The organism is Planococcus sp. A6, from assembly GCF_028823615.1.
In the GTDB taxonomy this organism is placed as follows: Bacteria; Bacillota; Bacilli; order Bacillales_A; family Planococcaceae; genus Planococcus.
Genome location: NZ_JAPEHT010000144.1, coordinates 1 through 7,511, shown reverse-complemented (window position 1 = coordinate 7,511; position 7,511 = coordinate 1). Strand labels below are relative to the sequence as shown.

At 48.8% G+C, this 7,511-nt stretch carries 8 protein-coding genes; 5 read left to right on the top strand and 3 right to left on the bottom strand.

Annotation, left to right across the window (positions count from 1 at the left end):
* Positions 1-800: 3-hydroxyacyl-CoA dehydrogenase family protein (locus tag ON064_RS15885; protein WP_483879762.1), on the bottom strand; the 800-nt coding region annotated here is incomplete at its 3' end.
* Between the two features lie 250 nt (positions 801-1,050).
* On the opposite strand from ON064_RS15885, the gene ON064_RS15880 reads away from it, so the two are divergent.
* Genes ON064_RS15880 through ON064_RS15870 form a run of 3 tightly spaced genes read left to right on the top strand, consistent with a single transcriptional unit; the run spans position 1,051 to position 2,400 of the window.
* Positions 1,051-1,371: a thioredoxin family protein gene (locus tag ON064_RS15880; RefSeq protein ID WP_274625533.1), complete on the top strand. Its 321-nt coding sequence runs from the start codon at positions 1,051-1,053 to the stop codon at positions 1,369-1,371.
* A 49-nt stretch (positions 1,372-1,420) separates the two neighbouring features.
* Positions 1,421-1,879, top strand: a complete 459-nt coding sequence (locus ON064_RS15875; protein ID WP_274625532.1) for an STAS domain-containing protein — start codon at positions 1,421-1,423, stop codon at positions 1,877-1,879.
* A 23-nt stretch (positions 1,880-1,902) separates the two neighbouring features.
* Entirely contained in the window at positions 1,903-2,400 is a 498-nt protein-coding gene (locus ON064_RS15870; RefSeq protein ID WP_274625531.1) for a cysteine peptidase family C39 domain-containing protein, read from the top strand.
* Here ON064_RS15870 and ON064_RS15865 read toward each other — a convergent pair.
* A complete protein-coding gene (locus ON064_RS15865) occupies positions 2,393-3,271 on the bottom strand; it encodes a 5'-3' exonuclease (protein ID WP_274625530.1) in 879 nt (292 codons plus the stop codon). The two genes, ON064_RS15870 and ON064_RS15865, sit on opposite strands and share 8 nt — an antisense overlap.
* Before the next feature lie 96 nt (positions 3,272-3,367).
* Positions 3,368-4,864: a glycine betaine uptake BCCT transporter gene (locus ON064_RS15860; RefSeq protein ID WP_274625529.1), complete on the bottom strand. Its 1,497-nt coding sequence runs from the start codon at positions 4,862-4,864 to the stop codon at positions 3,368-3,370.
* 399 nt (positions 4,865-5,263) lie between these two features.
* On the opposite strand from ON064_RS15860, the gene ON064_RS15855 reads away from it, so the two are divergent.
* Both ON064_RS15855 and ON064_RS15850 read left to right on the top strand, forming a co-directional pair.
* Positions 5,264-6,004: an SDR family oxidoreductase gene (locus tag ON064_RS15855; RefSeq protein ID WP_274625528.1), complete on the top strand. Its 741-nt coding sequence runs from the start codon at positions 5,264-5,266 to the stop codon at positions 6,002-6,004.
* 23 nt (positions 6,005-6,027) lie between these two features.
* Positions 6,028-7,500: an aldehyde dehydrogenase family protein gene (locus tag ON064_RS15850; RefSeq protein WP_274625527.1), complete on the top strand. Its 1,473-nt coding sequence runs from the start codon at positions 6,028-6,030 to the stop codon at positions 7,498-7,500.
* Positions 7,501-7,511 lie beyond the last annotated feature (11 nt).

Sequence of the window (7,511 nt, the reverse complement as noted above, 5' to 3'; positions counted from 1 at the left end):
TTGAACACTTGCTGTTCTTCGCCTTCGGTTTGATCGTAAACGTTTTTTGAAACATGCATAAACGTATCCAAGCCTACGACATCGAGTGTACGGAATGTCGCCGATTTCGGACGGCCGATCAATGGGCCGGTAACGGAATCCACTTCACCGATCGAATAGCCGCGGTTTTGCATTTCGCGGACCGTGACGAGCAAGCCATATGTGCCGATGCGGTTAGCGATGAAGTTCGGCGTATCTTTTGCCAAGACGACGCCTTTACCTAAGCGGTCTTCGCCGAATTGCTGCATGAATTCAACGACTTCGGGAGCTGTCGCTTCTGCCGGAATGACTTCAAGCAATTTCAAGTAACGCGGCGGGTTGAAGAAATGGGTGCCGAGGAAATGCTTCTGGAAATCTTCCGAGCGCCCTTCTGACATCGCATTGATGCTGATGCCTGATGTATTGGAGGAAATGATGGTGCCGGGCTTTCTGACCGCATCCACCTTTTCATAGAGTGATTTCTTGATATCCAAGTTTTCTACGATGACTTCGATGATCCAATCCACATCGGATAATTTCTCGAGATCGTCTTCTAAATTGCCTGGCGTGATCAACTGCAAATTTTTCTTTTGTGTCAGCGGAGCAGGCTTTTGTTTCAATAGTTTTTGAGTGGCAGTCGCTGCGATCCGGTTGCGGACTGCTTTATCTTCAAGCGTTAGCCCTTTCTCTTGTTCTTCTTTTGTCGCTTCTTTCGGCACAATGTCGAGCAGCATGACCGGAATTCCAATATTGGCTAGATGAGCTGCGATTCCAGATCCCATGACGCCAGATCCGAGCACGGCTGCTTTTTTGATTTTGTATGACACGAGCAAACCCTCCTATTTTTGAATGAACACTCATTCATTTTCTGGGTAAAAAAAAGAAATACTTTCCTTCTCATTCTTAGTGTAAATTATTTTTCATATTTTCGCAATATTTAATCGGAAGATTTTTCTGCCGCTTTTATCCAAGCGCTTGGAGAGAAAGCAAAAAAAGGGTAAGATTAAAAGGACTATTAAAGGAGGCATTTTAATGAAATCCCTAAAAACAACTGAACAGTTCAACGATACAATCCAAAACGGCGAACCGGTCATCGTGAAATTCCAGGCTGGCTGGTGCCCTGACTGCACGCGCATGGATATGTTCATCGATCCGATCATCGAGCAATACGACAACTACCAATGGTTTGACGTCAACCGTGACGAACTGCCAGAAATCGCAGAGCAGTACGAAGTGATGGGCATCCCGAGCCTGCTGATCTTCAAGGACGGCATAAAACAAGCACATCTGCATAGTGCCAATGCCAAGACCCCCGCTTCTGTCATCCACTTCCTAGAAGATCAGAAAGCTTAAAGGCGAAAGCCCGAAATATTTACGAATACTATAAAGCAGAGGTGCCGAAATGGATCCGCAACAAGAAATTAAGGAATTGCAAGACCTCGTGGCGTATTACCAAGACGTCATTTACAATATGTCGGCACCGATCATCCCATCGATTGTCCCGAATACCATTCTCGTGCCGATTGCCGGGTATATCTTCCGCGACCGCTTCGAGACGATCCGGACAAAAGTACTCGATTATGCCGATAACCACCGCGATACGGAACAAGCGATCTTCGACTTCACCGGAGTGACTATGCAAGACATCCAATCGTTTGATTTCAATGAGCTCGCACTCGAACTGACCCAATTGAACAGCGCCTTGAAATTGATGGGCTTGCGTGGCATTTATGTCGGCTTCAATCCGCGTTTTGTCAGGGAAATTGTCCATGCGGGCATTCAAGTCGAGCTGGAAGTCTATACGACCTTCCGCAGCGCCTTGCAGACTTTGCTCGATGAACGAGAAGCTAAGCTGCGCTGAACCGTTTAAAAGGAGGATGCATCATGAAAGTGCTGCTGCCTTTTCAAGCAATGAACCAATACGCTGAACATGTACCGGCTGCTTACCGTGCTTCTGCATGCGGGCCCGTCACTGCTGCGTCGATTCTCCTCTACCATGAAGGTGTGGCACCGGGGATCGGGCCGCTTTATAAATACCTCGGGACGACGCCGATCGGATTGAGCGCTTTTTGCCTGATCCGGCGATTGAGAAAAATGGCCGGGCCGCGGTATGACATCAAGCGGGTTCGCACGACTGAACAGATCAAACTGCAACTCGATGCCGGCTATCCGCTCGCTGTGAAATTCGACCGTTATTTTTCAATGCGTTGGCGCCAAAAAACCACTTTCGCCTATCACTGGGTTCCGCTCATCGGATATGAGGAAACTCCGAACGATTTACTTCTGTATATTCACGACAACGGACAAAAAAACGGTGTCGTTCCGGGAAAACCGGGGCGTATTGAGTTTCGTCCAGATTTCACCGGTGTCGAAGTCAGATAAATGATTTTTCCAAAAGTCTTGCGAGCAGGCGGAATTCCCGTTCGTCGCATATCCTCACCAAATCAGAAGAATAATCCGGCACTGCGATTTCCTCGAGTGCCACATCGAGCTGGAGGTCATCTTTGATGACCGCCAGCTTTTTCGATAGCGCGAGCATGTCTTGATGCTCTTCGATTTTCTTTTTCTGAGCCGGCTTCAAGTCCTCAATATGTTCCAGGACGCCTTCTACCGAACCGTAGCGCTGGATCAACTGAAGCGCCGTCTTCGGGCCGATGCCTTTGACACCTGGATAGCCGTCGCTCGGGTCGCCCATAAACGCTTTCACATCAGCGAACTGCTCCGGCAAGATGCCATATTCTTCACCGAATCGCGCTTCGGTATATAGGTCATAGATATGGAAGCCTTTTTTCATGAAAGCGATCTTGACCGATGGGTTCAATAGCTGAAGCATGTCTTTATCGCCGGTAATAATCGTATAGTCTGCCTCGTCAGGCCATTTTTTCGTAAACGAGCCGATAAAATCATCCGCTTCGATGCCCTTTTCGCCGTAATTTTTCCATCCCAGAAGCTCAGAAACTTCACGTGCTTGGTCGAATTGATGCACCATATCTTCAGGCGGCGCCGGCCGGTTTGCCTTATAGCCGTCGAACAAGTCTGTGCGGAACGTATGCGCGCCCATATCCCAGCATACAGCGATATGGGTCGGCTTCATCAATGATTTTGCGGTGAGCACGTGGCGAGCGAATCCTTGCACACCGTTTGTCGCAAGCCCACTCTCGGTGCGGAAAAACTGCCCGACGCCTGCTGTTGCAAAATACGAACGGAACAAGACTGCCATTCCGTCGACTAGCATAATATGTGGTTTTTCCAAATAATATTCCTCCATTCAACACGATTTCCATTATCCATTATACGCGACTTTCCATAGAAAAAGGGTGCCGGACTTCCGGCACCCTTTTTTGATAGCTTATCGTTTGCGCTTGATTGCTTTGTATTCAAGGTTCAAGGCTTTATAGAACGAAGCCATCATCAATAGCATGATGAACGAGAACGGGAAGGCGGCGATGATCAATGCCGTCTGCAAGGACCCGAGCCCTCCTGCAAAGAGCAGGATGACCGCGATGGTCGATTGCGCAATCCCCCATGTCAGCTTGACAGCGTTCGCTGGGTCCAGCGAGCCGTTAGAAGTCTGCATGCCGAGTACAAATGTAGCTGAGTCGGCAGAAGTGATGAAGAAAGTCGAAATGAGCAACACTGCGACAACAGACAACAACATGCCAAGCGGCAATTCATTGAACACCGCAAATAGCGTTTCTTCTGTCAACAATCCAGTCAAATCGACGCCGCTGCTTTGTACATCGATTGCTGTTGTACCAAATGCCGCAAACCAGACGAAGCTGATGAACGTCGGAATTAGCAAGACGCCAAACAGGAATTCCCGGATGGTCCGGCCTTTGGAAACTCGGGCGATGAAAATCCCGACAAATGGCGACCAAGAGATCCACCATGCCCAATAGAAGATCGTCCAACCGTCAATCCATGAGCGGTTTTCGCCATTAATCGGAGCAGAACGGAAACTCATATTGATCAAGTTTTGGAAATAGCTTCCGAGTGAATCGGTGAACATATTGAAAATCAATAAGGTTGGCCCAAGAACGATTACTAAAATGAGCAAAGTGACAGCGAGCACCATATTGGTATTCGACAAGTACTTGATCCCTTTGCTGATACCTGACCAAGACGAAATCATGAACAGCACAGTGACGACTGCGATGATGATGATTTGCGTGAACAGGCTATCTCCTGGAATGCCGTCAAACAAATAAGCGAGCCCTCCATTGATTTGGATGGCGCCGAAGCCAAGCGTTGTTGCGACGCCGACCGCTGTAGCGAATACAGCAATAACGTCAACAAGAACACCCCAAGGGCCTTTCATGCGATCGCCGAACAATGGGCGAAGCGTCGAGGAAATAAGCCCTGGCTCACCTTTACGGAATTGGAAGTATGCCAGCGATAATGCAACTACTGCGTAAATCGCCCATGCATGGATGCCCCAGTGGAAAAATGTAAAACGCATGGATTCCCGGAACGCTTCCTGAGATCCCGGCTCAGCTGTCGCCGGGTCGATCGCGAAATGCGATAGCGGCTCTGCCGCACCCCAGAATACGAGCCCGATACCCATGCCCGCTGAGAACAGCATTGCAATCCATGTTGCAAATGAATATTCCGGCTTGTCTGTGTCTTTCCCTAATTTAATCTGTCCCATTGGACTAACAAGGAAGTACAAGCAAAAGATAACCATTACTGAAACGATCAATAAATAATACCAACCGAACGAAGTAGTCAGGAATGATTCCATATTGCCGGTAACTTCCGCAAAATGTTCTGGAGCAAGCGCACCGTAGCCAACTGCCAAAGCAATTAGAACGATCGAGATCCAAAACACGTTTGTTACTTTCTTCATATAGTCTCCTCCTTTAAATTTCTTCACAAGATATTACGCTACGGAACATTGGCGCGCTTGTCAACTGTCTGAATTATGTATCAACTAAAGCACTTAGGTTCAATATCAAATACCCATCAACCTGCGGAATGAAACAATGGAAATTAAGCCCAATTGCCTATGGTAATAGTTGGAATCCGCTTGAATGACTTCGTGCTCCAATTCTTAAACTTCCATCTCTCTTTTTCAAGTCATTCGAATCCGAGCATCTTGCCAAAACGCCCGCAATCAGAGCATTCAACAGTGCATAATCAGCATTTGTTTAGAAAAGCCACAGTTGCGGGTAAGGAAATAAGATGTCTTTATTTCAGGACATTTTCGACATCATTTAAAATAAAACAGAACTGGAGCTGAATAGATATGACACAGAAAAATACCGCAATCATTACAGGGGCAAGCAGTGGTATCGGTCAAGCTACTGCAAAGGAACTGGCAGCAAGAGGCTACCACGTCATGCTCGCTGCACGGCGCGAAGAGCGCTTAGTGGACTTGAAAAAAGAAATCGAAGCTGAAGGCGGAAGCGCTGATTATAAAGTAACCGACGTCACCTCAGCCGACGAAATGAAATCACTAGCGCAAGCGGCACTAGAGAAAACCGGAAAAATTGACATTCTCGTCAATAACGCCGGACTTATGCCATTGTCCTATATGAATAAGTTGAAACTCGATGAATGGGATCAGATGGTCGACGTTAACATTAAAGGCGTCCTTTACGGCATCGCGGCTGTTCTTCCGATCATGGAAGAGCAGAAATCCGGCCACATCTTGAACGTTTCCTCTGTGGCAGGCCATCAAGTTATGAAAGGCAGCGCCGTATACAGCGGCACAAAATACGCCGTGCGCGCCATTTCAGACGGGCTGCGCCAAGAGATCGACCCATCGCATGAAATCCGCGTAACCATCGTATCGCCGGGTGCGGTCGCAACCGAATTGACAGATACCATCACGGATGATGATGTACTCGACAGCTTCAAGAGCATGTCCGAATCGATGGAACCGCTGCAGGCGGAAGATATCGCGCATGCTATCGGCTATGCGGTGGAACAGCCATCACACGTCGACGTTAACGAAATCTTGATCCGCCCGAGACAACAGCCTTAAGAAAAAGAATGGAGACGATCTAAATGAAAACCGATTTTTCCAAGATTTTTATAAACGGCGAATGGACTTCTGGATCCAGCGATAGCCAAATGAAAAACACCAATCCGTTCACCGGCGAAGAACTGGTCACGACACAAGCAGCCGACAAGAACGATTTGGACGCCGCTTACAAAGCAGCAGAAACCGCCCAACTTGAGTGGGCGAAGGAATTGCCGCAAGCGAAACAAGCCGTCATGGAAAAAGCCATCGAAGTCATGAAAGAAAACAAAGAATTGATCATCGAATGGCTCATCAAAGAAGCCGGCAGCACGAAGATCAAAGCGACGGTCGAATTCGGCGCCTCGATGAACATCTTGAAAGAAGCGGCGACTTTCCCGTTCCGCATGGAAGGAAAAATCATGCCTTCCCAACAGCCGGGCAAAGAAAACCGCGTCTACCGCAACCCGCTTGGCGTCATCGGCATCATCAGCCCATGGAACTTCCCGTTCCACTTGGCGATCCGCTCTATCGCGCCGGCACTTGCCACTGGCAATGCCGTCGTCATCAAACCGGCGACCGATACGCCTGTCACTGGCGGGTTATTGTTCGCGAGCCTATTCGAAGCAGCTGGGCTGCCTAAAGGATTGCTCAATGTTGTCGTCGGCCGCGGTTCTGAAATTGGTGATGACATCGTCACTCATCCAACACCGCGTTTGATTTCGTTCACAGGCTCGACGCCTGTCGGCAAACACATCGGCGAACTCGCTGGTGGCGCATTGAAGAAAACCGCTTTGGAACTTGGGGGCAATAATAATTTCATCGTCCTTGAAGACGCTGATGTCGACCAGGCAGTCGAGTCTGCCCTATTCGGCAAGTTCTATCACCAAGGACAGATTTGCATGTCGATTAACCGTATTTTCGTCCACAAGGACATCTACGACAAATTTGCCGAGCAGTTCATTGAACGTGCCGGCAACTTGAAATACGGCAACCCTGCAGAAGCAGATACGCAAGTCGGGCCGCTTATCAACCGCGACCAAGTCGACCGTATCCTAAAAGACATTGACGCCACTGTCGAACAAGGCGCGAAGATCCGCCTTGGCGGCAAAGCAGACGGCAATGTCCTCCAGCCGACAGTCTTAACCGGCGTCACGAACGACATGCCGCTTGCAGAAAACGAAATCTTCGGCCCTGTCGCGATCCTCATTCCGTTCGATAGCGACGAGGAAGTCATCGAACAGGCCAATAAATACCCGTTCGGTTTGAGTGGTGCTGTGCATTCCGCGAACATCGAACACGGCACGAACATCGCCCACCAAATCGAGACAGGCATGATTCACGTCAACGACCAATCGGTTAACGACGAAGCGCATATGCCATTCGGCGGCGAGAAAGACTCCGGCCTCGGCCGCTTTAACGGCGAATGGGTGCTTGAGGAATTCACCACCTTAAAATGGCTGTCCGTGCAACATCAGCGCAGACAGTACGGGGCATTTGTGGATAATACGAAGAAATAATATGCGAAACC